This window comes from Pseudomonas sp. NPDC090201 (assembly GCF_044746825.1).
Lineage (GTDB): Bacteria > Pseudomonadota > Gammaproteobacteria > Pseudomonadales > Pseudomonadaceae > Aquipseudomonas > Aquipseudomonas putida_AD.
This window is the reverse complement of record NZ_JBIVCX010000015.1, coordinates 1-22,279: the sequence shown is the minus strand read 5'-3', so window position 1 is coordinate 22,279 and position 22,279 is coordinate 1. Positions and strand designations below refer to the sequence as shown.

The window sequence follows — 22,279 nt, the reverse complement described above, 5'->3', positions numbered from 1 at the left end:
TCTGACGGGCTATTTGCGCGCTTGTTGCTATACCTCATTGGTATTCATCTGGATATCAGCCGATGTTCACGGCGTCAACGCAGCTGCGCTCAGCTCTTTATCGCCCTTCGCTCCTGGCATTGCTGGCCGCGTTGCTGAGTGCTGCTGTCTTGTTGGCGGGCAGTTTCGGGCTGGCGATGCATCAGGCGCGTCAGGAAGAAAGTGCCCAGATGAACGCCCAGGGCGAGCGCTTTCTGGTGCGTCTGGACCAGTTGTTCGGACAGTTGCGGGCCGGCCTCGATCAGCTTGAAGCGCAGCCATTGCGCGGCTGCGGGCCGGCGATGATCGAGCAGTTGCGCCAGGTGAACTCGCGCTATCGCTTCATCTATGAAGTGGCCTACGTCGACGACACCCAGTTCTGCTCCAGTTGGACCCGCCAGAGCATGATCGGCAAGCCCCGGGCGCCGGACATCCGCGGGCCGACCTACGATTACTGGCTGAACACGTCCACCCAACCTGACGACAACCTCGCTTCCCTGATGCTGGGGCGCGGGGAATTTCGCGTATCGACCTCTCGCGGGCACCTGACCGATGTCGTGGACTTGCCCCCCGGCGGCAGCCTGGTGGTGGTGCTCGATCAAGGCACCAAGGCCGTTCCGGTGCTGGGCCCCGCGCAGACCTGGCCGCCGACGCCTGACTGGTCCCCGACGTCCACGGACACCCTGAGCACCACTCAGGACAAACTGGTGTACCGGATGCCGACACAGAACCCGGACTACCAACTGGTGCTGATTACGCCGCGCAGTGGCCTGCAGGAGAAGGTCACCGGTGCCTGGTGGCTGCTGGTGCCGGCAAGCATGCTGGTGTCGCTTTGCATCGGGATCCTGGTATTGCAGTTGGTCAGGCAGCGGCTTTCGCTGGGTGGCGAGCTGCACGGGGCGCTGCGTCGTGGCGAGCTGAAGGTGCTGTATCAACCCATTTTCGACCTCAACACCCGGCTGTGCGTGGGCGCTGAGGCCCTGGTGCGCTGGCGACGACCCGATGGCACCCTGACCAGCCCGGACCTGTTCATACCGCTTGCGGAAAACACCGGGCAGATCCGACAGATCACCGATTTCGTCCTGCAACAATTGCTGGAGCAACTGGGCCAGTTACTGCGCGCCAATCCGCACCTGTACGTTTCGGTGAACCTGGCGGCGTGCGATGTGATGGCGCCGCGCATAGGCCGGGTGACGGCCAAGCTGCTGGCTCTGCACCGTGTGGCACCCCGGCAGATTGCCTTCGAGGTCACAGAGCGTGGCCTGGTTGACGTGGTGGTCGCCCGCAATCACTTGCAGGCCCTGCGCGATCGCGGGCATCAGGTGCTGATCGATGACTTTGGCACAGGGTATTGCAGCCTCGCCTATCTGCAGACCCTGCCGGTGGATTGCCTGAAGATCGACAAGGCCTTCATCGACGCCTTGGGCCACGATGCCGCCAGCAGCGGGGTGGCGCCGCATATCATTCGCATGGCGCACGCCCTGGAACTGCGGGTCATTGCAGAAGGTATCGAGTTCGAGTCCCAGGCCTTGCTGCTCAAGAGCGAAGGGGTGATCTACGGCCAGGGCTGGCTGTTCGCAAGGCCGCTGACCGCCGCCAAATTCACCGAGCTTGTCACCGGCGGACGGCGCAATGCCGGACGCCGGGCTGATGATGTGGCTTGAGCTGGAGTGTTGGAGAAAAGGCCCGTAGCAGTCCGGCTTGCCGGCGATAGCGATCTTGAGTGTGTCCCGCCGGCAAGCCGGACTGCTACGGGATGCGATTTCGGATGTTCTACAACGGCAACGCCATGTAGAACTGCGTGCCCTGCCCCGGCCGCGAATAGACACCCATGCGCCCGCCGTGCAACTGCACGATTTCCTTGCACAGCGCCAGGCCCAGCCCCGCGCCGCCTTTCTTGCGGCCCACCTGTACGAAGGGTTCGAAGATCCGCGCCTGCTGACCGTAAGGGATGCCTTCGCCGTTGTCGTCGACGCTGATAATCAGGCGCTCGCCATGACGCCGCGCTTGCAGGCGGATCAGGCCTGACTGCGGTGTGTGACGCAGGGCGTTGTCCAGCAGATTGTCCAGCACGCGATCCAGCTGGGCCTTGTCGGCTTGCAGGCGTGGCAGCGGCTCCTGCATTTCCAGCAGCACCATCACGTCCTGTTCATGGGCCGATTCGGCGAAGCGTTGACGGGCCGCGTTCAACAGTTCGCTGACGTCACACGGCTCGAGCGCAAGCTTTTGCAGCCCGTTCTGGTAGCGGGAGAAATTGAGCAAATCGTTGATCAGCTGCATCAGCCGCTGCATTTCCTCGTTGACGGTCTTGAACAGGTCCGTCTCCCGGGAATCCGGCGCGAACTTCACGCGCTCCTGCAACAGCCCGAAGGCCATGTGCATGCCGGTGACCGGCGTGCGCAGTTCGTGGGAGGCCCGCAGGACGAACTCACTGCGCACGCGCTCGAAAGCCCGTTGCTCGGTGACATCGTGCAGCACCATCACGGCCCCGAGGATATGGCCCTGAGTGTGGCTCACCGGGGTCATGCTGTAGGTCAGCAGCCGGGTTTCGCCGTCTATTTCGATAGAGAGGTCTTCCGGCGCACGTTCAAGGGAGCCGCCGCGCAGCACCAGCGACAGTTGCTGGTCCATCTCCGGTCGTTCCAGCGCTTCACCCAGCCCCTGCCCCAGCTTGCTTTCTTCCCAGCCCAATTGCCGCTGGGCTACAGGGTTGAGGTGCTCAAGGCGTCCCTGGCGGTCGATCATCAGCAAGCCGTCGTCGATGCTGTCCAGCACCGCCTGCAACCGTTGCTGGCCTGCCAGCAGTTCATCGACATTGGTGACCTGATGCTGGCGCAGCGCCTCGGCCATGATGCCAAAGCGTCGCGTCAGCTGGTTCATCTCCGAAGCCGAGGAGATTGGCAGGGTCACGTCAAAGTTGCCCTGCCCAATATGGTCGGCGGCCTTGGCCAGCGCTTCGATCGGCGCCCCGAAACGCCGGGCGATGCCGTGGGCGGTAATAAAGCCGATGGCCAGAACCGCCAGGCCGACCAGGCCCAGCAGGCCAGCGACCCACAGCGCCTTTATCCTCGATGCCTTTTCAGCTTCGCTGATGTTATCCAGCGCCTGGCGATGAGCCTCGACCAGATCGTTGCGCACCGCGTTGAAGGTGTTGGTCACCGCCGGGTCGTCGCTGATCGCGTTGGCCGGATCGCTGGTTTGCTTGAGCGCAGCCAGGAACAGCTCGAAATCCTGGCGAGCTTTCTCGAATCCGCTGTGGGTGGCGGTTTGCAGGTCGTGATCGATGCCTTGGCCGAGCAGTTCCTGAAAGTCTTGCTGATCCTTCTGCAAGGCCGTGCGGTCGGTGGTGTCCTTGAGCAGGATGACCAGTTGATCGCCCAGGTTCTGACGCAGCTTGAGGCCGATATCCAGGGTGATGAAGTTGTGATGGATCAGCGATTCCTGGGACTTGGCCATCTGCATGACGCTGACCAGTCCCAGAATCAACCCCAGCAAGGCGACGGTGATGAGCGCCGAGATGCTGAGGAACAGCCGCGTGCGCAGTGTCATCGCGAACTTCATGAGCGATCCGTCACAAGTTGTACTGCTTGCGTTTGCGGTACAGCGTCGAGGCGTCGATGCCCAGGGTGCGTGCCGCCTGATCGAGGGTGTCGCTGGTCGCCAGCACCGCGCCGATGTGGGCTTTCTCCAGTTCGTCCAGGCTCAACGCCGCGCCGACCCGCGGTGCGTTGTTGGTTGGCAGGTCGCCCATGCCCAGGTGGCTGATTTCGACTTTCTCCTGCGGACAGATAATGCTCGCCCGTTCGATGACGTTACGCAGCTCGCGGATGTTGCCTGGCCAGCGGTAATTGAGCAGTGCGCTGCGCGCCTCCTCGCTGAAGCCACGGGCCGGGCGTCCGTAATCCTTGACGAAGCGCGCCAGGAACCGGTCCGCCAGGGTCAGGATGTCTTCGCTGCGCTCGCGCAGAGGCGGCAGGTGCAGGGTAATCACGTTCAGGCGGTACAGCAGGTCCTCGCGGAAGCGCCCTTCGCGGACCATGTCTTCCAGGTTGAGGTTGGTCGCCGCCAGGATGCGCACATCGGCGCGGCGTGTCACCGGGTCACCGACGCGCTCGTATTCCTTGTCCTGAATGAAGCGCAGCAGTTTCGGCTGCAGGGTCAGTGGGAAATCGCCGATCTCATCGAGGAACAATGTACCGCCGTCTGCCTGATTGACCCGACCAAGCGTGCTTTCGCTGGCACCGGTAAACGCGCCACGGCTGTGACCGAACAGCTCGCTCTCCATCAACTCCGCCGTCAGCGACGGGCAGTTGATGGTGACGCAGGCCTTTTTCGCGCGCTTGCTCCAGCCGTGGATCGCGCGGGCCAGTTCACCCTTACCGGTGCCGGACTCGCCGAGAATCAGAATGTTGGCGTCGGTGCCTGCCACCTGGCGCGCGGTTTCAAGGATCGCCATCATCGACGGGCTGTGGGAATCCAGGCCGTCCTTGGGTTTGCGCACTTCGCCTTCCAGCGCTTCCAGGCGTGCCGAAAGCTGGCGAACTTCCAGTTGCTTGGCGGTTGCCAGGCGCAACTGGTCAGGGCTGCAAGGCTTGACCAGGTAATCGGCCGCGCCGGCCTGAATGGCGTCCACGGCAGTGTCTACCGCCGAATGCGCGGTGACGATCACCACGCGCATCCACGGCGCCTGAATGCGCATCTGCGCCAAAACCACCAGACCGTCGTCTTCCCCAAGACGCAGATCCAGAAAACACACGTCGAACACCTGCCGCTGCAACAAGGCTTCAGCCTGGGCTGCGCTGTTGGCGGTGGCAACGCTGTAACCCTCATCTTCCAGGCAATAGCGGAAGGTGCGAAGGATGGCGGATTCATCATCCACTAGCAGAATACGGCCCTGATTCTCAGTGGCTTCTTCCATTTTTCCTACGCTCCTAAATGAATTGTCTTGGTTAGTCCCGGAAAGATCGGGCAAGTTGCATGGTTCATTCTGATTGATTCCGTGCGCGGCATGGTAGCGATCTGCCGAAAAAACCGAGAACACCGTGATTTGTCGCACCTGACACCCGTCAGGCCTCGCAATACAGGGCGTGACAGGAAAGCCGGACAGAACATCTGGGCGAATGCAAAGTCTTTCCATGAGTACCTTTTTGGAAATGTCTGGAGATTTGCCATGCACCCGCTGAAGAAGATTGCCCTTGCCATCACCACCGCCAGCCTGTTGGGAATGACCCCTGTCGTTGCCCAGGCGGCCCAGGGCGATCTGCCTACACAGTTGCAGCAAGCGCGTCAGGAAGGGTCGATCTGGACTGCGTTTGCCCTGAACCGGCACCTGAGCCCCTTCAACATCAGCGTGCAGGTCGAGCAGGGCACCGCCACGCTCAAGGGCAAGGTGGAGAATCAGGTGGACAAGGATCTGGCCACGCAGATCGCCAGCGACGTCCAGGGCATCAATAAGGTCGAGAACTTGCTGGAGATCGACCCGCAGGTTGCCTCCGAACCCGGCACCAAGGCCAACATGGCCCAGCGTTTCGATGACGCGACGCTGACCGCGACCATCAAGTCCAAGCTGCTGTGGAACAGCGTGACCGAGGGGCTGAACATCGAGGTCAGCGCCAATCAGGGCGTGGTGACGCTCAAAGGCCAGGCCAAGGACGCCGACGCCAAGCAGCTTGCCGGTAGCCTTGCGAGCAACACCGACGGGGTGACCGAGGTGAACAACCTTATCAGCGTGAGCGCGCGTGACACCCAGGCCATCAAGGAGCAGAACGAGGCCGCTGCCAACAGCGTGAAGGAAGAGCTCAGTGATACATGGATCACCAGCAAGGTGAAATCCAGCCTTATCTATAGCCGCACACTCGACGGACTGAACATCAAGGTGCAGACCAAGGACGGGGTGGTCAGCCTCGATGGCGTGGTGGCCAATTATGCCGAGAAGGAACTGGCGGTGGAGATCGCCCGCAACATCAGAGGGGTCAAGGGCGTGGATGCAGACACGCTGCGGGTGGTCGCACGTAGCGCCGGCTGATCAACCCTGTAGGAGCGCGCTTGCCCGCGACCAGCGGTGTGTCAGACCAATATGTTTTTCAGATACACCGCCGTCGTCCGAATGCGGCCCAGACCAAGCGCGCTCCTACAGGCGGCGTCACCTGCCGCCATGCAGTTCCGCTCGATCCCGGTCGTGCATTGCGCACGATGCCAAATGTTCAATCGTGCAGCCTGCTTGTAAGAGTCGTCCCTCAAAAATATTTAACTTATTGATTTATAACGTTTTTATGGCGTTCAAAAAGCTGGCACAACCGCTGCAATACTTCAGGTAACAAGTCTGCACCGTCGGACAACAAGATCACCTGGAGCCAACCGAATGAACACTCAACGCCTCGCCCAACTGCGCATTTCTCCTCTGCACTTGCAGCAGGGTCTGTTTGCCAGCCTGGCGTTGATGGTCACGCTGATCGTCGTTCAGCAGTTCGCTCACTGGAACCAGCATCAAGACACCGCTCAGATCCAGCCTGTCTACATTCACAGCGCGCCCTTCGCCAAGGCCAGCGCCCTGACAGCACGGGATGTGGCCCTGAGCCTGCAATCGGTTGAAGACGCGGCGGCCGTCAACGATGAGTCGCCTCGTCAACAGAGTTGGGTCTTCTGAGCTTCGTGTTCAAAGACGTGACCTTCACCCAGGGTCGTATTTGACACCTCGGTGCAGCTAGAAATTAAAAACAGTAAGGAGAATCACCATGTTGAGCTGGGCAATCACATTTCTGATCATCGCCATCGTCGCAGCAGTTCTGGGCTTCGGTGGTATCGCAGGCACTGCAACGGGTATCGCCAAGATTCTCTTTATCGTGTTCCTGGTGATGTTCGTCGTGTCGTTCTTCTTCGGTCGTCGCGGACGAGGCTGACCATGGCTGGCAAGCATTTCCATGCATTGACTCTGGCGCTTCTCGCAAGCGCCAGCGCCATGGCCATGGCGGCCAATGACGGGCAGGCCCGGGTCAACGAGCTGCTTAGCTCAGACCCTGCGTACCGCCAGACCTGGTCAGGTGTAGTGAAGAAGGAAGAACGCCTGCCGGACTGGGTGATCAACCTGTCCGGTACGTCGGATCAAATGAACGCCGTAACGGAAGATGGTGACAAGTATCTGGTAGGGCCGCTTTGCGAAACCCAGGACACTTGTATCAACAAGCGTCTGATTGTGGCTTTCAGCATGGACAAGTCCCATGCCTACGCCATGTTGGTCGAGGTCCCGGCAGGTTTGCCGGCAGACAAGTCGCCAACTCGCCATGCCGATTACCGTTTCCTCGGCAAGCCCGATGAAGGCATGCAGGGCCTTTTGAAGGAGCAGCTCAAGAAAGATCCGAACTGGTACTGATTCGAATGACGGAAGACACAACTGCATTTGGTCTTCCCGACAGCCGCGTAACCCGAGGAGGGTCTGCGCGTGACCAAGGGGTCGGGACGTTCTGACCAAGGGAGTGGTCGCAGCGTCTCAGGTGCACAGGGAGTGCTCCCATTCGTGGGCCGGGTCAGGAAGCCGCCAAGCAAGTCCATTGTCAGAGCCGCTCGCGAGGCGATCCGATCATGGACTTGCGACGCGCAATCGATCTTCCCTTCCGTTTTTTCCCTCCCTGCGACCGTATATCGAGAAATATCTTCCCCCTTCTTGCGAATTGGCCACCCATGACCAATTTGTCACTTGCTTGCCGCTTCACGCGTCTCATCGCGCTACAGGCGACGTTTTAGCCACTTCTCAGCAGATTCCTGCACAGGTCTTATGCTCCGTTTCAGGGCGTTTTTTGCTAAGTATTTGATTTTCCTCATGCCGATTCGGCATGAGGTAGTCATTTACGGCATTAGACGATGGCCTCTTGCGTGGGAATAGTTGCGCCTTTTTTCCGCTTGCCGAGAGCTTGGATGCTCAATTGCGGTGACCTTCTCTGAACAGTTTCAAGGGCATTCGCGCCACCCAGTCGCTTCACAAGAGCGGCTCCAAAGCGTCGATGGAAGCTGTTCTCGCCAACTACAACAAAGGTTATTGAAATGAAGAAGGCAAAACTGAGCCTCGCCTGGCAGATCCTCATCGGTCTGGTCCTGGGTATCTCGCTCGGAGCGCTGCTCAACCACTTCAGCGCTGAAAAGGCGTGGTGGATCAGCAACATCCTGCAGCCTGCCGGCGATATCTTCATCCGTCTGATCAAGATGATCGTGATCCCGATCGTGATTTCCTCCCTAGTGGTGGGTATTGCGGGCGTCGGTGATGCGAAGAAACTGGGCCGCATTGGCTTGAAGACGATCATCTACTTCGAAATCGTCACCACCATCGCCATTGTTGTCGGCCTGCTGCTGGCCAACGTGTTCCACCCGGGCACCGGCATCGACATGAGCACGCTGGGCACTGTGGACATCTCGCAATACGAGAAAACCACGGCCGAAGTGCAGCACGATCACGCCTTGATCGCGACGATCCTCAACCTGATCCCGTCGAACATCTTCGCCGCCGTTGCCCGTGGCGACATGCTGCCGATCATCTTCTTCTCGGTGTTCTTCGGCTTGGGTCTGTCCAGCCTCAACGCTGAAGTGCGCGAGCCGCTGGTGAAGGTGTTCCAGGGCGTTTCGGAAACCATGTTCAAGGTCACTCACATGATCATGAACTACGCGCCGATTGGTGTATTCGCGCTGATCGCCGTGACCGTCGCCAACTTCGGTTTCGCCTCCCTGCTGCCGCTGGCCAAGCTGGTGATCCTGGTTTACGTGGCCATCGCGTTCTTCGCCTTCGTGGTGCTGGGCCTGATCGCCCGCCTGTTCGGCTTCTCGGTCATCAAGCTGATGCGCATCTTCAAGGATGAGCTGGTGCTGGCCTACTCCACCGCAAGCTCCGAAACCGTGCTGCCGCGCGTGATCGAGAAGATGGAAGCCTACGGCGCGCCGAAAGCCATCAGCAGCTTCGTGGTCCCGACCGGCTACTCGTTCAACCTCGACGGCTCGACCCTGTACCAGAGCATCGCGGCATTGTTCATTGCCCAGCTGTACGGCATCGACTTGTCCGTGGGCACCCAGATCATGCTGGTGCTGACGTTGATGGTCACCTCCAAAGGTATCGCCGGTGTGCCGGGCGTCTCCTTCGTGGTACTGCTGGCGACCCTGGGTAGCGTTGGTATTCCGCTGGAAGGCCTGGCGTTCATTGCCGGTGTCGACCGCATCATGGACATGGCGCGCACCGCGCTGAACGTGATCGGCAACGCGCTGGCGGTGCTGGTCATCGCACGGTGGGAAGGCATGTACGACGACGCCAAGGGCGAGCGCTACTGGAACTCGCTGCCGAACCTGCGCAGCAAGCAATCGATGCCGGTTGGCCAGTCGACCACCGACTGACCGCTCCCGCGTTGAACACAAACCCCGGCCTGTCCGGGGTTTGTTGTTTCTGCAGAACCTTTGGCTGTAGGAGCGCGCTTGCCCGCGACTGCGGTGTGTCAGACAACAAATGTGTTGCAGATGTACCGCAATCGCGGGCAAGCGCGCTCCTACAGCGGTCGTGGGGTTTGTTGTTTGCGCCCCCGCCGCTATCATCCCCGCATCTAGCGAGGGGATTTACTGATGCTCAATGGCCTGTGGCTTGGCTTTTTCGTGGTGGCGGCGGTTTCCGCACTGGCTCAATGGCTGATTGGTGGCAACGCCGGCATCTTTGCCGCGATGGTCGAGAGCATCTTCGCCATGGCCAAGCTGTCGGTCGAGGTCATGGTCCTGCTGTTTGGCACCCTGACCCTGTGGCTGGGCTTTCTCAACATCGCCGAGAAGGCCGGGATCGTCGACTGGCTCGGCAAGGTCCTCGCCCCGCTGTTCCATCGCCTGATGCCCGAAGTGCCTCGCGGACACCCTGCACTGGGGCTCATCACCCTGAACTTCGCCGCCAATGCCCTGGGCCTGGACAACGCCGCCACGCCCATTGGCCTGAAGGCCATGCGTTCGCTGCAAGAGCTCAACCCCAGCCAGACCGTAGCCAGCAACGCGCAGATTCTGTTCCTGGTGCTCAACGCCTCGTCCCTGACCCTGCTGCCGGTGACCATCTTCATGTACCGCGCCCAGCAAGGCGCCGTGGACCCGACCATGGTGTTCCTGCCGATCCTGCTGGCCACCAGCGCCTCGACCCTGGTGGGCCTGCTCTCGGTAGCGTTCATGCAGCGCCTGCGCCTGTGGGACCCGGTGGTGCTGGCCTACCTGATTCCCGGCGCGCTGCTGCTGGGCGGCTTCATGGCGATCCTGGCCGGGCTGTCGGCCACCGCACTGGCGAGCCTGTCGTCGGTGCTGGGCAACGTGACGCTGTTCGGCATCATCATGATCTTTCTGGTGGTGGGCGCGCTGCGCAAGGTCAAGGTGTACGAAACCTTCGTCGAAGGCGCCAAGGAAGGCTTCGACGTGGCCAAGAACCTGCTGCCGTATCTGGTGGCGATGCTCTGCGCCGTCGGTGTGCTGCGGGCGTCGGGGGCGCTGGATCTACTGCTTGAAGGCATCCGCCACGGCATTCAGTGGATGGGTCTGGACACCCGCTTCGTCGATGCCCTGCCCACCGCGCTGGTCAAGCCGTTTTCGGGCAGTGCCGCCAGGGCCATGTTGATCGAAACCATGAAAACCCAAGGCGTGGACAGCTTTCCCGCGCTGGTAGCCGCGACGATTCAGGGCAGCACCGAAACCACCTTCTACGTGCTGGCGGTGTACTTCGGCGCGGTCGGCATCCAGCGCGCACGTCACGCCGTGGGCTGCGCGCTGCTGGCGGAGCTGGCCGGCGTGGTGGCGGCGATCTTCGTCTGCTACTGGTTCTTCGCGTCGGCCGTGTAACGCCGCTGGCCCTGCTCCAGCGTCCACTGCAACACCTGGGCGGTCAGCGTGTCGCTGGCCTGCCCGAAGCCTGCCACCACCGCTGACACCTGTTTGTCGGCTACCGGCTGACGCACTTCGAAACGGTGGCTGGCGACGATGCGCTGGTGATCGTCGGCCAGGCGCGCGTCCAGGCGAATCACCACCTCGATGGCCTGACCGCGGTACTCGCTCTGAAACGCCTGCAATTCCCCACCCAGTTCGAAGTCGGCCTGCAGGTTGCTGTCATCGGTGCTGATCGACTGCACCCGGCCATCGCGGTAAAAGGCGTCAGTCAGGCGGTTACGCAACAGCACCGGCGCCGGATCGCTCCAGCGTGCGCCCTTGTAGCTGCTGATCACATCGCCCTGAGGGATCACCGCGATGCGTGGGCTGTCCAGGGTTTCGCTGGATTTCGGCTTGGCCACCCGCAGCGACCAGGGCGTCGGCGCTGCGGCCTTGCTGCTGGTCTGGGCCGTGGGCAGGCGATAGACGTCGGAGGGTTCCTGTTTAGGCAGGATCGAACAAGCCCCCAGTGACACCAGTGCGCTCACCAGCAACAGTCGAGTGAAGGTAATACCGGCAAGCCTCATGGCTCGAACTCCTTGTTCTTGTCGCTACCGAGCAGGTAGCCGCTGGGGTTGGCGTTGAGGCTGCGAGAGATGGTTTTGAGTGAACTGAGGGTTTCACGCAGTTCGCGAATCGCCGGGCCCAGTTCGCCAAGCCCCTGCAATCCGCCATCCACCGAACCCTTGTTGGCCTTTATCAGCTGGTTGATGGTGTCGGTGCTCTGTTGCAGCGACAGCATGGCCGCCTGGCCGGTTGCAATCGCCTGCTTGCCATCGACCGTGAACAGCAGGTTCGCGTTGCGCATGGCGGTGGACGTCTGGTCCAGTGTGGTGCTCGCCTGCTTGCTCAATGCCAGCAGTTGCTTGAGGGTCTGGCGGATGTCGTCGCGCTCGTCGGCAATCACCGACGTGGTCTTTTCCAGATGCTCAAGGGTGCTGCTCAGTGCCTGGACGTTTTTCGACGACAGCAACTCGTTGGCGTTGTGCAGGAACACGTTGACCCCGGTAATCAGGTCATTGCTGTCGTTGAGCAGGCGCGAAATCGGCGAGGGCGAAGCGATGATGACCGGCAGGTTGCCGCCCTCGCCCTTGAGCTGTTCGCTCTGTGGCGTGCCGCCGCTGAGCTGGATGATCGAGGTCCCGGTAATGCCGTTCAACGCCAGCTTGGCGAAGGTATCGCGCTTGATCGGGGTTTCGCCGGTCACGCGGATCTGCGCCAGCACGCGGCGCGGGTCCTGCGGGTCCAGGCGCAGTTGCACCACGTCACCGACCTTGATGCCGCTGTACTGCACGGGGCTGCCACGGGACAGGCCAGTCACGGCTTCGTTGAACACCACCTGGTAATCCTTGAATGCCGTGTCGACGCTGGACTTGGCCAGCCACAGGCCGAACAGCAGTGCGGCGACCACCACGATCACCGTGAACAGGCCTATCAGAATGTGATGGGCGCGGGTTTCCATCATGAGACCTCGTGTGGGTGGGTGGCCGCTGCATAGGCCGAACGGCCGCGCGGGCCATGGAAGTATTCGTGAATCCAGGCGTCGTTGGTCGCCGCAACCTTGTCGATGCTATCGGCCACCAGTACGCGCTTTTGAGCCAGCACCGCGACGCGGTCAGTGATGGTGTAGAGGGTGTCCAGGTCGTGGGTGACCATGAACACGCTCAGACCCAGGGCGTCGCGCAGGGTCAGGATCAACTGGTCGAAAGCGCCGGCGCCGATGGGGTCCAGGCCCGCCGTGGGTTCGTCGAGAAACAGGATGTCCGGGTCCAGCGCCAGCGCCCGGGCCAGGGCAGCACGCTTGATCATGCCGCCCGAGAGTGAGGCCGGGTACTTGTGCGCGGCCGACAGCGGCAGGCCCGACAGCGCCATCTTGATCCCGGCCAGGTGCTCGGCTTCTTCGCGGCTCAATCCCGCGTGCTCGATCAGCGGCAGGGCGACGTTTTCGGTGATGGTCAGCGACGAGAACAGCGCGCCTTTCTGAAACAGCACGCCGAAACGTCGCTCGACCTGGGAGCGGGCATTGTCGGGCAGATTCAGCAGATCCTGGCCCAACACCTTCACGTTGCCTTCCGCCGGCCGCTGCAGGCCGACGATGCTGCGCAGCAACACGGATTTACCGCTGCCCGAGCCACCGACCACCGCGAGGATTTCCCCGCGATACAGGTCCAGATCAAGGTTTTCATGGACCACCTGCGGGCCGAAGCGATTGCACAGGCCGCGCACTTGAATCACCGCTTCACTGGGTTGCACACAACGTCGGGTCACCAGCCAAGCTCCATGAAAAACATCGCGGCCAGTGCGTCCAGCACGATGACCACGAAAATCGACTGCACCACGCTCGATGTCGTATGAGCGCCCACGGATTCAGCACTGCCTTCTACCTTGAAGCCTTCCAGACAACCAATGGCGGCGATGAAGAAGGCGAAGATCGGCGCTTTGACGATGCCCACCAGAAAATGCTGAACGCCGATGTCGGCCTGCATCAGCGAGAGAAACATGGCCGGGGAAATCCCCAGCGACAAGGCGCAGACCACGCCGCCACCGACGATGCCGCAGATCATCGCCAGAAACGTCAGCATCGGCAGTGAGATCAGCAGTGCCAGCACGCGAGGCAGCACCAGCATCTCTGTAGGACTGAGCCCCAGCGTTTGCAAGGCATCGAGTTCTTCGTTGGCCTTCATCGAGCCGATCTGCGCGGTGAAGGCGCTGGCGGTGCGGCCGGCCAGCAGGATCGCGGTCAGCAGCACGGCAAATTCGCGCAGGAACGAGAAGCCGATCAGGTCGACCGTGAAGATCGTCGCGCCAAATGCCTTGAGCACCGTGGCGCCGAGAAACGCCACCACGGCGCCGACCATGAACGTCAGCAGGGCAACGATAGGCGCGGCGTCCAGGCCGATCTGCTCGATGTGGGCGATGACCGAGGTGGTGCGCCAGCGTTTGGGGCGAAACAGGGTGGCGACGAAGGTCTGCAGGATCAGCCCGACGAAGCCGAGCAATTGCAGGGTGTCTTTCCAGATCACCTCCACCGCCGAGCCGATGCGCGCCAGCAGCTGGGTGCCGACCGCGACTTCCGGGTCTTTCTGCGGCTGGCAGTAGTCGCACAGGGCGCTCTGGATCGTCTGCATCAGGGCACGGCTGGATTCGGGCAGGTTGGGCGCCTGAACGGCCAGCAGCCGCAGCCGTTGGACCCCGAGCAATTCGACCAGCAACGACGCCCCGGCGGTGTCCAGCGCACCCAGGCCGCTCATGTCCACCTGGGTATCGGTGCTGAAGCCTGCATTCAGGGCGTCGGTCTGGCGCTTGAGCTGGTGGTAATGGGCAAGCGTCCAGTCTCCGGCGATCCAGAGCTGTGCAGGCTGGGCCGAAGTGTCCAGCGAGACGGTTCCCGTGACCTTCGGCGTGTTGACAGCAAGGTGGGTGATTGAGGTCATAGCGACGAGCTTAGTTGGTTTTGGCCGGGTCAGGCGTGTTGTCCGCAGGCGCTTTGTCATCAGGTTTTTCAGCGTCCGGGTCATCCGGGCTCAAGGTGTCTGCGCCGGGCTTCAGGCCCGCTGGCGTGATCTTTTTCCGGGTCACGGCGGGCTGGTCCCTGTCAGTGACTTCGAAACGCAAGACGCCGATCATCTGGCCGTCTTCAGTCAACACTCGCACCTGCCATTTGCCGAGCACATCCGGTGGAAAATTCTGTTTGTGCGTCCAGGCCCGATAGCCTTCCTTACGTCCACCTCGGATGTCTAGAGCAATTCGATCAACCTCTTCGCCATTGTGTCTCCAAACGTGATAAATCCGCTCATCCAGACCACGGGGCGCGTTGATCGAGGTGTAGGCGTACAGCCCGCCGCTGCGCAACTGCTTGACGCCGACTTCCTGGATGCTCTCGCCGGGGGTGCGGTTCTGGTTGTCGAATTGCGTGCTGACCGCCACTTCCGTCAGCCAGAGCGTGGCCGGCGGCACCCAGGAACGCAGCAGCCAGCCGGCCCCGCCGATGGCCAGCGTCATCGCGACCAGGCCCACGCCGCGCTTCCAGGTGTTGATCGGGAAACTCGACGCCAGGCTTGGGAATGACAGCAGCACGGCAGCGATCAGCGCCAGCTTGTAGCTCTCGGCGGTGGTCAGGTGCAGGATGATCGGCATCGCCGTGAGCAAGGCGGCGAACAGGGTCAGGGTGTGCAGGGCCAGAAACAGCCAGCGGCGCGGTGCCAGCCATTTGTAGTAGAGCGGGTCGATGATGGAGATCAGCGCCGCGATGGCCAACAGGCCGGTAAACGCCAGTTGGCCACTGTTCCAGGTGGTGGTGATGGAGAAGAACGGCAGTACGAAGAACAGGCTTTCCTGATGGATCATCTGCGTGGCATAGCGCAGAAGCGGCTGCGGGATTTCGCGTTTGAAGATCTTTGCGATCAGCCTTACAGCACTGTTCTCGACCATCAGCCACACCCAGCTGATGAGCAGGATGGCCGCAATCCAGCTGCCGGGGCGGGACTGGCGGTCCACCATGATGAAACTGGCAATCCCCGAGCCGAACCCGAACAGCGCAATCAGCCCCGGATAGCGTTTCATGAACTCCAGTACGCGCTGTACCAGTGAGTTCTGTATGAGGGCGTTGAGGTCGGGCATTGCGGTCATCACTTTGGCGTTAGGAAAAATCCTGAGCAGGATACCAACATCCCCATTACCGCCGATCAATATTCATGGCGGCCCCGAAATCGCCAACACCGTAGCAGTCCGGCTTGCCGGCGTGGCGTCCTCAAGATCGCTCCCGCGGGCAAGCCCGGCTGCTACGGGGATCGGGGTGTTCGCAGAGTCTGGGTCTAACACCGATCCCGTAGCAGCACGGCTTGCCGGCGGGAGCGGCCTCAAGGTCACCACAGGGTCAGATGTGCCGCTTTCTATAGGCCCGCCAGCGCCAGACGATCAGCAGCACCACCAACGCCAGCAACCCCAACCCGATCTCGTACGCCTCGTCATAACTGACCAGCGGCTTTTCAATCCGCAGATACCCCGGCTGCGCCAGCATCTGACGCATGGCGCGGTTGGCCAGGTCCAGGCTTACGGCGCGGGTTCGCTTGGCCGGATCCTCAAAGCGTCCGTCTTCGTAATCATTGAGCGCGCCCCAGTAATAGTCCGCCAGCGCGCTGTTGCCCTGCACCGCCCATGCCTGTCTGGAAATCGAGGCCTGTTGCAGGCGGGCGAAGGTCGCAGGGTCCATGCCTTCCTTGCGCAGCCGCTCAAGCATCCCGCGCACCGCGCTGACTGCGGCATCCACATCGTCCCGATCAAGGTCGGCGTTCAGGCTGAGAAAACCGGTGTCGCCATAGGCTTCGCGTTCCGCCGAAGGCCCGTAGGACAAGCCCTTGTCCAGACGCAGGTCGCTGTACAGCGCCCAGTCCAGATAGGCTTTGACCAGGTCCCAGGTTTCATCATGTTGCTCGCCCATGTCCGGTTCAGGAAACAACAGGTGCAGCTTGGCACCATCGCCCAAAGCGCCACGAATCAGCGCGCGTTCCGGCTCGGCCTTGTCGGTGACGGTGGCCAGTGGCGGATGTTCGCTGGGGTCCACCGCGTTGAGCTGGCCGTAGGTGCGTTCCAGATAGGCCGGCAGCAGCTTGTCCAGTTCGCCAACGATGATCAGGGTCATGTTGTTGGCCGCGTACCAGTTGTCGTGGATGTGCTCGATCTGTTCCAGCGTCAAATGATCGACCTGCGGACGTTCAGCGCACTTGAGGCCCAGCTCCACCGCCAATTGGCTGCCTGCGCTGTTGCCCAGATCGCGCTTGTCCAGCCAGCGTTGCAGGTGCGAATAGTGGCCGCCGTCTTCACGCTCGACGATGCGCTTGGCGGTATCCAGGTTGGTCTGGTTGATCTGGGTGTGAGTCAGGACGTCGAGCAGCAGGTCCAGCACCTTGCGCTGGTTCTGCGCGGGCGCCTCGATCACGAAAGTGGTGTCGGTGTTGCTGGTGAACGCATTCCACTCCCCGCCCAACGCCTGCATCTGCTGCTCAAGGCCGCCCTCGCCGGAGTCGTCGATGCCGCTGAACAGCAGATGTTCAAGCAGGTGCGGCAGCTCTTTGTCCTGGCAGGGAAAATCGTCAAAGCCGACGCCCACCACCAGGCGAATGGAAACGTGCCCTTTTTCAGCCGGTTTGAGCAGCAACTGCAAACCGTTGGGCAATACATAGCCTTCCACCCGAAAGCGGTCGATGGCCATGGAGGAAAGGGATGTCACAAACAGGCAAACGAACAGCAGGCAACGCATAAAAACGGGCTTCCTTGCGGGCCGGTATGTGTAACAGACTTCAGACCGGCCCTGGCGTTCACCTCGATTGTTCAGGCTCGCTTTCGCTGGACAAGGCCCCGGTGTCGCTGGTTTCAAGTACGGCATAGGCGCTGCTGCAGAACATGGAATTCAGACGTTTCATGTCGGCGATCAGCTCGAGGTGAAGCGAACTGGTCTCGATACTCTGCACGATTTTACGTTGCAGTCTGCTGACATGGGCATGGGCCAGACGCCGTTCCTGTGCCCGGAAACGACGTTTTTCCCGCAGCAATTGACGCGCGCTCTCGGGGTCGCCACTGAGAAACACGGACAAGCCCAGGCGCAGGTTGGCGATCAGTTGTTCGTGCAACCCGGAAAGCTCCTCAAGGCCCACTTCTGAGAAGGAGCGGCGCTGGGCGGTCTTCTGCTGCTGGACCTTACGCAGCATACGCTCGATCAGTCCGCTGGCCAGTTCCAGATTGATCGACAGCTCGAAGATTTCGGCCCAGCGGCGGTTGTCCTGATCGCTCAGGTCTTCGCGAGGCATTTGCGCCAGGTACAGCTTGATCGCGTTGTAGAGCACTTCGATGTCGTCGTTCAGCCGCCGCACTTCCTGGGTCACGGCTGTCTGGTTGCCACGCAGCACCTCCTGCATGGCGCTGAGCATGCTCTCGATCAGATCGCCGATACGCAGGGTCTCGCGCACCGCGTTGGCTAGCGCCAGGCTCGGCGTGGCCAGCGCCGAAAGGTCCAGATGGCGAGGCTTGGTCTGGCCGTTGGCCTCGGCCGGCTGCGGCAGGATCGACGCACACAGGCGGCCCATCGGCGCAACGGTCGGCAGCATCAGCAGGCAGCGCAGTGAGTTGTAGATCACGTGGAAGCTGATGACCAGGCTGGCCGGGCTCAGCTCCAGCGAGTCCATCCAGTGCACCAGTGGTGTCAGCACCGGGATGATCAGCAACAGGCCGATGAGTTTGTACAGCAGGCTGCCCAGCGCCACCTGGCGCCCGGCGACGTTTTGCATGCTGGTGCTCATGAACGCCAGCAGGCCGCTGCCGATGTTGGCGCCGATGACCAGGCCGATGGCGACCGGCAGGCTGATGATTTCCGCACCGGCCAGGGTGGCCGTCAACAGCACCGCCGCCAGGCTTGAATAGGAGATCAGCGCGAACATGGCGCCGACCAGGGCGTCGAGCAGGATGTCACCGGTCAGCGAGGCGAACAGCACCTTGACGCCTGCGGCCTGGGTGATGGGCGCCGCTGCGGTGACGATCAGCTGCAGCGCCAGAATGATCAGGCCCAGGCCGATCCCGACGCGTCCCAGTTGGCCGATGCGGGTCTGTTTGCGCGAAAGGAAGAAAATCACCCCGAGAAAGATCAGCAGCGGCGAGAGCCACGACAGGTCGAACGTGAGGATTCGGGACATGACCGCAGTACCGACGTCGGCACCGAGCATGATCGCCAGCGCGGGCGTGAGGCCCATCAGCCCCTGGCCGACGAACGAGGTCACCAGCATGGCAGTGGCGTTGCTGCTCTGCACCAGTGCGGTGACGAGGATGCCGGCGATGAAGGCCAGCGGTCGCTTGGACATGTTCTGGCTGAGCACCAGGCGAAGCTGCGTGCCATAGACGCGCAGAATGCCCGTGCGAACGATGTGCGTGCCCCAGATCAACAGCGCGACGGCGGAAAGCAAATCGAGCAGGGTCAGCATACAAAAAGCCCCCTGTAGTGTGCCCAATGGGCAAGGATTGAAAGTACAGCGTGTAGCGAGCGACAGCGCTTGGGTCTTATCGTGATAAGCATGCTCAACTAAAGCTTTAGTCGGCCCGAGGCCTTATTGCCAGCATGGCACAGACGATTATTCAGTGAAACAAAACTGTAACAAATCAGCCATTTGAAGCGCGATACCCGCGCATGAAAAACGGGGCATTTTTCAATGCCCCGTTCCATTCAGCTACAACGCATCGGTTGTTATTGACCCGGAACGTCCTTGCGAAGTTTCACAGGGTCCTTCAAAGCCCGCTTCTTGGCCATGGCTGTGCGCATCTTGATGTTGATCGCTTCCACCGCCAGCGAGAACGCCATGGCGAAGTACACGTAGCCCTTTGGCACATGCACATCGAAGGATTCGGCGATCAGTACCGTACCGACGACGATCAGGAACGAAAGCGCGAGCATCTTCAGGGATGGGTGCTTGTCGATGAAGTCACTGATGACGCCCGAGCACAGCATCATGACCAGCACGGCGACGATGATCGCCGCGACCATCACCGGCACGTGGGAAACCATGCCCACGGCGGTAATGACCGAGTCCAGCGAGAACACGATGTCGATGATCGCGATCTGCACAATGGTGTACAGGAACTGGCCGCCCTTGCCTTTGGGCTCCTCCAGTTGCTCTTCCTCGCCTTCCAGGCCGTGGTAGATCTCCTGGGAGCTTTTCCACAGCAGGAACAGGCCACCGAAGAACAGGATCAGGTCGCGCCCGGAGATGCCCTGCCCCAGTACCACGAACAGGTCGTCGGTCAGGCGCATGACCCAGGTGATCGACAGCAACAGCAGGATGCGCGTGACCATCGCCAGCGCCAGGCCGAAGATGCGCGTGCGCGGCTGCATGGCCTTGGGCATGCGGCTGACCAGGATCGAGATCATGATGATGTTATCGATACCCAGAACGATTTCCAGCGCGGTCAGGGTCAAGAAAGCAACCCAGATCTCAGGGTTGGTCAGCCATTCCATTACGTTTTCCTTTGAGCTTGTTGAGCCCAGGCCGTCGCGTGTGCGCAAGCCCGGCTGTCATTGTGATTTATAGACTGCTGAATGCAGGGAAGATGCCCATCATCAGCGCGGCGATCAGTATGCAGACGCAGACCAGCACCGCCCATTTCAGGGTGAAGCGCTGGTGATCGCCAAATTCGATGCCGGCCAGCGCGACCAGCAGATAGGTCGATGGCACCAGCGGGCTCAGCAGGTGGACGGGCTGGCCGACGATCGAGGCACGTGCCATTTCCACCGGGCTGATGCCGTAATGCGCAGCGGCCTCGGACAGCACCGGCAGCACACCATAGTAGAACGCATCATTGGACATGAAAAATGTGAACGGCATGCTGACCACCGCCGTGATGACCGCCAGATAAGGCCCCATCGCGTCAGGAATCACAGCCAGCAGGCTCTTGGACATGGCATCGACCATGCCGGTGCCGGACAGGATGCCGGTGAAGATACCGGCGGCGAAGATCAGGCCGACCACGGCCAGCACGCTACCGGCGTGGGCCGCGATGCGATCCTTCTGCGCCTGCAGGCAGGGGTAGTTGACGATCATGGCGATACTGAACGCGATCATGAACAGCACCGGCAGCGGCAGCACGCCCATGATCAGCGCGATCATCAACACCAGGGTCAGCGCGCCGTTGAACCAGATCAGCTTGGGGCGACGGGCTTCAGGAAACTGCGAGACGCTGATTTCGCTGTGATCGACTTCATCGCCCGGCAGGTGCAGTTCACCGAGGCGAGCACGTTCGCGTTTGCCGTAGAAGTAGGCGATGACCAGGATGGCGATTACGCCGGCGAGCATTGCAGGAATCATAGGCACGAAGATGTCGGACGGATCCACATGCAGCGCGCTCGCCGCACGGGCGGTCGGGCCGCCCCATGGCGTCATGTTCATCACGCCGCCCGCCAGGATGATAAGGCCAGCCATGATTCGCGGGCTCATGCCCAGGCGGCTGTACAGCGGCAGCATGGCGGCCACGCAGATCATGTAGGTGGTGGCGCCGTCGCCGTCCAGCGAGACGACCAGTGCCAGCACGGCGGTGCCGACCGATACCTTGACCGGGTCGCCCTTGACCAGCTTGAGGATCTTGCGCACGGCCGGGTCGAACAGGCCGGAGTCGATCATCAGGGCAAAATACAGAATCGCGAACATCAGCATCACGCCGGTGGGCGCAAGTTTGCTGATGCCGGCGAGCATCATCGGGCCGATGTCGGTGGCGAACCCGCCGAACAGGGCAAATACGATAGGTACGATAATCAGGGCGATGAGCGCCGACAGGCGTTTGCTCATGATCAGGTACATGAAGGCGACGACCATGGCGAAGCCGAGGAAGGTCAACATAGAAATACTCCAGGCGTTACGCGACGAAAGAACGTGTGATACGAAGCAATCAGCTCAGGACGAGCGGCGCGAGGAGTGAGGGTGCGAACGGGAGGTGCAGCGCAGGGGTAGCAAGAGCAAGCATCAGAATCACCGAAATTGTTGTTGTAGATGGGCCGGAGAACGTCGAGGTGCGTTCGTCCTGGCTGACCGGTCTGTCGCCGGAGGTGAGGCGATCCTAAAGGGCCAAGCTTTCAGCCAGCTTTCGCCGGGGTTTCGCTCGTCGCCGTCGGAAAAATGCAGCAAATCGGGCTTTTGGCAGTCAGAGGGAAGACACGTAAGGGAGAGCGGCCATGACACACAGTCATACTGGCGGGTGCCATTGCGGCCGCCTGCGTTATCAATTCGATGCGCCATTGCGCGACATCGCCCACTGTCATTGCTCGATCTGCAGGCGTACTTCCGGGGGCATCGTGGTCACCTGGATCACCGTGCCGCTCGACGCCTTCAAGTGGCTGGGGGCAAGCCCTGCGGCCTACGATTCAGGCCCCACCTGCGTGCGGTTTTTCTGCAGCAACTGTGGGGCACAGATGGCGTTGTTCAGCCAGCACAGTCCCGACACCATGGATGTGACCATCGGCACCCTCGACCATCCAGAGAAGGCCCCGGCCGAGCGGCATATCTGGACCGACAGCCGGTTGCCGTGGCTGCACCTTGATGAGCATTTGCCAGAAGAGCGTGAGGAGAGCATTTAGGGTCGCTATGGAGCGGCTTCTGGCCGGAGGCCGTGGGAGCTGGCTTGCCTGCGATCTGCCGGGAACCGGCAGTGATTCAGGACACGCGTTGGGTCTGACACTGCCGAAGTTTCAGGTTTTTGCTGCCGCTTTGCGGCAGATCGCAGGCAAGCCAGCTTGTATGGTAGGACTCGAAGGGGTGGGTGGGACCAAAAGCCAGCTTCTGACTGTTAGCCGCAGTACAGACCGTGGGAGAAATCG

Annotated in this window: 19 protein-coding genes; 8 read left to right on the top strand and 11 right to left on the bottom strand. The window is 61.3% G+C overall.

Annotated features, from left to right (window positions below):
• Positions 1-62 precede the first annotated feature (62 nt).
• Positions 63-1,682, top strand: a complete 1,620-nt coding sequence (locus ACIPOO_RS24790) for an EAL domain-containing protein (protein ID WP_274135252.1) — start codon at positions 63-65, stop codon at positions 1,680-1,682.
• A gap of 109 nt (positions 1,683-1,791) precedes the next feature.
• Here ACIPOO_RS24790 and ACIPOO_RS24785 read toward each other — a convergent pair whose 3' ends face one another.
• Positions 1,792-3,579, bottom strand: a complete 1,788-nt coding sequence (locus ACIPOO_RS24785) for a KinB sensor domain-containing domain (RefSeq protein WP_400610475.1) — start codon at positions 3,577-3,579, stop codon at positions 1,792-1,794.
• Between the two features lie 10 nt (positions 3,580-3,589).
• Positions 3,590-4,936, bottom strand: coding sequence for a sigma-54-dependent response regulator transcription factor AlgB (gene algB, locus ACIPOO_RS24780; RefSeq protein ID WP_274135255.1), 1,347 nt, complete (start codon positions 4,934-4,936; stop codon positions 3,590-3,592).
• Between the two features lie 252 nt (positions 4,937-5,188).
• Between algB and ACIPOO_RS24775 the strand changes: the two genes are divergently transcribed.
• The 6 genes from ACIPOO_RS24775 (at position 5,189) to ACIPOO_RS24750 (ending at position 10,848) form a co-directional block, all read left to right on the top strand.
• Positions 5,189-6,043, top strand: a complete 855-nt coding sequence (locus tag ACIPOO_RS24775) for a BON domain-containing protein (RefSeq protein ID WP_274135256.1) — start codon at positions 5,189-5,191, stop codon at positions 6,041-6,043.
• 336 nt (positions 6,044-6,379) lie between these two features.
• A complete protein-coding gene (locus tag ACIPOO_RS24770; RefSeq protein ID WP_274135258.1) occupies positions 6,380-6,664 on the top strand; it encodes a hypothetical protein in 285 nt (94 codons plus the stop codon).
• Between the two features lie 88 nt (positions 6,665-6,752).
• Complete coding sequence (locus ACIPOO_RS24765) at positions 6,753-6,917, top strand: DUF1328 domain-containing protein (RefSeq protein ID WP_025257796.1); 165 nt, start codon at positions 6,753-6,755, stop codon at positions 6,915-6,917.
• Positions 6,918-6,919: 2 nt separating this feature from the next.
• Positions 6,920-7,387, top strand: a complete 468-nt coding sequence (locus ACIPOO_RS24760) for an inhibitor of vertebrate lysozyme family protein (RefSeq protein WP_400610472.1) — start codon at positions 6,920-6,922, stop codon at positions 7,385-7,387.
• 668 nt (positions 7,388-8,055) lie between these two features.
• The gene (gene gltP, locus ACIPOO_RS24755; protein ID WP_274135263.1) at positions 8,056-9,387 is read left to right on the top strand and encodes a glutamate/aspartate:proton symporter GltP; all 1,332 of its coding nucleotides are present in this window, start codon (positions 8,056-8,058) and stop codon (positions 9,385-9,387) included.
• 222 nt (positions 9,388-9,609) lie between these two features.
• Positions 9,610-10,848 carry a nucleoside recognition domain-containing protein gene (locus tag ACIPOO_RS24750; protein WP_400610470.1) on the top strand — a complete coding sequence of 413 codons (1,239 nt, stop codon included), beginning with the start codon at positions 9,610-9,612 and terminating at the stop codon, positions 10,846-10,848.
• Here ACIPOO_RS24750 and ACIPOO_RS24745 read toward each other — a convergent pair.
• From ACIPOO_RS24745 to ACIPOO_RS24705, 9 genes are all read right to left on the bottom strand, one after another.
• The gene (locus tag ACIPOO_RS24745; RefSeq protein ID WP_400610468.1) at positions 10,821-11,459 is read right to left on the bottom strand and encodes an ABC-type transport auxiliary lipoprotein family protein; all 639 of its coding nucleotides are present in this window, start codon (positions 11,457-11,459) and stop codon (positions 10,821-10,823) included. The two genes, ACIPOO_RS24750 and ACIPOO_RS24745, sit on opposite strands and share 28 nt — an antisense overlap.
• The gene (locus ACIPOO_RS24740; protein WP_400610585.1) at positions 11,456-12,394 is read right to left on the bottom strand and encodes an MlaD family protein; all 939 of its coding nucleotides are present in this window, start codon (positions 12,392-12,394) and stop codon (positions 11,456-11,458) included. Before ACIPOO_RS24740 ends, ACIPOO_RS24745 begins: the two co-directional genes overlap by 4 nt.
• Positions 12,394-13,185 carry an ABC transporter ATP-binding protein gene (locus ACIPOO_RS24735; RefSeq protein WP_400610583.1) on the bottom strand — a complete coding sequence of 264 codons (792 nt, stop codon included), beginning with the start codon at positions 13,183-13,185 and terminating at the stop codon, positions 12,394-12,396. Before ACIPOO_RS24735 ends, ACIPOO_RS24740 begins: the two co-directional genes overlap by 1 nt.
• 11 nt (positions 13,186-13,196) lie before the next feature.
• The gene (locus ACIPOO_RS24730) at positions 13,197-14,366 is read right to left on the bottom strand and encodes an MlaE family lipid ABC transporter permease subunit (RefSeq protein ID WP_400610466.1); all 1,170 of its coding nucleotides are present in this window, start codon (positions 14,364-14,366) and stop codon (positions 13,197-13,199) included.
• A 10-nt stretch (positions 14,367-14,376) separates the two neighbouring features.
• A complete protein-coding gene (locus tag ACIPOO_RS24725; RefSeq protein WP_274135268.1) occupies positions 14,377-15,552 on the bottom strand; it encodes a DUF5924 family protein in 1,176 nt (391 codons plus the stop codon).
• A 256-nt stretch (positions 15,553-15,808) separates the two neighbouring features.
• Positions 15,809-17,191 carry a M16 family metallopeptidase gene (locus ACIPOO_RS24720; RefSeq protein WP_400610463.1) on the bottom strand — a complete coding sequence of 461 codons (1,383 nt, stop codon included), beginning with the start codon at positions 17,189-17,191 and terminating at the stop codon, positions 15,809-15,811.
• A gap of 58 nt (positions 17,192-17,249) precedes the next feature.
• Complete coding sequence (locus ACIPOO_RS24715; RefSeq protein WP_274135271.1) at positions 17,250-18,902, bottom strand: Na/Pi cotransporter family protein; 1,653 nt, start codon at positions 18,900-18,902, stop codon at positions 17,250-17,252.
• A 260-nt stretch (positions 18,903-19,162) separates the two neighbouring features.
• Entirely contained in the window at positions 19,163-19,930 is a 768-nt protein-coding gene (locus ACIPOO_RS24710) for a TerC family protein (protein ID WP_274135273.1), read from the bottom strand.
• A 67-nt stretch (positions 19,931-19,997) separates the two neighbouring features.
• Positions 19,998-21,305, bottom strand: coding sequence for a CitMHS family transporter (locus ACIPOO_RS24705; RefSeq protein WP_274135275.1), 1,308 nt, complete (start codon positions 21,303-21,305; stop codon positions 19,998-20,000).
• 332 nt (positions 21,306-21,637) lie between these two features.
• Here ACIPOO_RS24705 and ACIPOO_RS24700 point away from each other — a divergent pair, with 332 nt between their 5' ends.
• Positions 21,638-22,039: a GFA family protein gene (locus ACIPOO_RS24700; protein ID WP_400610460.1), complete on the top strand. Its 402-nt coding sequence runs from the start codon at positions 21,638-21,640 to the stop codon at positions 22,037-22,039.
• Positions 22,040-22,279: the final 240 nt, after the last annotated feature.

Coding starts and splice junctions, on each gene's coding strand:
- ACIPOO_RS24720 (WP_400610463.1), bottom strand. CDS start 17,191: ATGCGTTGCCTGCTGTTCGTTTGCCTGTTTGTGACATCCCTTTCCTCC.
- ACIPOO_RS24705 (WP_274135275.1), bottom strand. CDS start 21,305: ATGTTGACCTTCCTCGGCTTCGCCATGGTCGTCGCCTTCATGTACCTG.
- ACIPOO_RS24715 (WP_274135271.1), bottom strand. CDS start 18,902: ATGCTGACCCTGCTCGATTTGCTTTCCGCCGTCGCGCTGTTGATCTGG.
- ACIPOO_RS24750 (WP_400610470.1), top strand. CDS start 9,610: ATGCTCAATGGCCTGTGGCTTGGCTTTTTCGTGGTGGCGGCGGTTTCC.
- gltP (WP_274135263.1), top strand. CDS start 8,056: ATGAAGAAGGCAAAACTGAGCCTCGCCTGGCAGATCCTCATCGGTCTG.
- ACIPOO_RS24765 (WP_025257796.1), top strand. CDS start 6,753: ATGTTGAGCTGGGCAATCACATTTCTGATCATCGCCATCGTCGCAGCA.
- ACIPOO_RS24775 (WP_274135256.1), top strand. CDS start 5,189: ATGCACCCGCTGAAGAAGATTGCCCTTGCCATCACCACCGCCAGCCTG.
- ACIPOO_RS24770 (WP_274135258.1), top strand. CDS start 6,380: ATGAACACTCAACGCCTCGCCCAACTGCGCATTTCTCCTCTGCACTTG.
- ACIPOO_RS24725 (WP_274135268.1), bottom strand. CDS start 15,552: ATGCCCGACCTCAACGCCCTCATACAGAACTCACTGGTACAGCGCGTA.
- ACIPOO_RS24760 (WP_400610472.1), top strand. CDS start 6,920: ATGGCTGGCAAGCATTTCCATGCATTGACTCTGGCGCTTCTCGCAAGC.
- ACIPOO_RS24700 (WP_400610460.1), top strand. CDS start 21,638: ATGACACACAGTCATACTGGCGGGTGCCATTGCGGCCGCCTGCGTTAT.
- ACIPOO_RS24785 (WP_400610475.1), bottom strand. CDS start 3,579: ATGAAGTTCGCGATGACACTGCGCACGCGGCTGTTCCTCAGCATCTCG.
- ACIPOO_RS24740 (WP_400610585.1), bottom strand. CDS start 12,394: ATGGAAACCCGCGCCCATCACATTCTGATAGGCCTGTTCACGGTGATC.
- ACIPOO_RS24730 (WP_400610466.1), bottom strand. CDS start 14,366: ATGACCTCAATCACCCACCTTGCTGTCAACACGCCGAAGGTCACGGGA.
- ACIPOO_RS24745 (WP_400610468.1), bottom strand. CDS start 11,459: ATGAGGCTTGCCGGTATTACCTTCACTCGACTGTTGCTGGTGAGCGCA.
- ACIPOO_RS24790 (WP_274135252.1), top strand. CDS start 63: ATGTTCACGGCGTCAACGCAGCTGCGCTCAGCTCTTTATCGCCCTTCG.
- algB (WP_274135255.1), bottom strand. CDS start 4,936: ATGGAAGAAGCCACTGAGAATCAGGGCCGTATTCTGCTAGTGGATGAT.
- ACIPOO_RS24710 (WP_274135273.1), bottom strand. CDS start 19,930: ATGGAATGGCTGACCAACCCTGAGATCTGGGTTGCTTTCTTGACCCTG.